Annotated in this window: 1 pseudogene; it reads left to right on the forward strand. The window is 70.1% G+C overall.

Annotated features, from left to right (window positions below):
- Positions 1-124: 124 nt before the first annotated feature.
- Positions 125-773, forward strand: a pseudogene (locus tag A5704_RS00855) (hypothetical protein); the annotation flags it as partial.

The following is a 773-nucleotide window of genomic DNA, read 5'->3' on the forward strand; positions in this document are numbered from 1 at the left end:
CGGTACGCCCGTCGATCCCCACACCACCTCCGCACCGCAACTGCGGTCGCAGGTGCTGGCGCTGCGGGGCGACGTCGTGGCCGATGACCGCTTCGCGCTGGCGTCTTAGAACCGGCGGCCCACCATGTCACTCCTCGACCGCTGGTTTCCTCATCTCGATCGGCGGATGCCGCTCAACATCGACGTGGGTCCGCTGCACGTCCACATGTACTCGACGGCTGTGTTCCTGATGTGGGTCACGGTGGCGATCCTCGCCGTCGCGGGCGCCGCCGTCCTGGTCTCGCGCAAGCGCGAGCTGGTGCAGAAATGGCGCACCTGGGTGCTGATCGCACCGGCTGTCGGGATCCCGGTTTGGGCCGGCCAAGGCACGACGGCGGGGTTGGCCGCGGCGCTGGCGGTCGTCGCGGTGATCGAGTACGCGCGACTGGTCAAGCTGGGCCGGGCCGACACCTACGTGCTTGTGGTCCTGGCCGTGGCATACCCGGTCGCGGCGTGGCTGCGCCCCTCGCTCCTGCAATTCGCGCCGATCATCGTGCTGCTGTGCGTGGCGCCCTCGGTCCTTCAGGGCGACGTCGAGAACGGCGCCAGGCGCGCCGCCTCCGCCGCCTTCGCCTCGGTGTGGATCTGCTGGTCGCTGTCCCACCTCGTCATGGTGGGACCGGACGCATACCTGCTGTGTTTCGCCGTCGCGGCCACCGACGTCGCCCCGCAGCGCCAGCACCTGCGACCGCAGTTGCGGTGCGGAGGTGGTGTGGGGATCGACGGGCGTACCG

The organism is Mycobacterium sp. E735 (assembly GCF_001666955.1).
In the GTDB taxonomy this organism is placed as follows: Bacteria; Actinomycetota; Actinomycetes; order Mycobacteriales; family Mycobacteriaceae; genus Mycobacterium.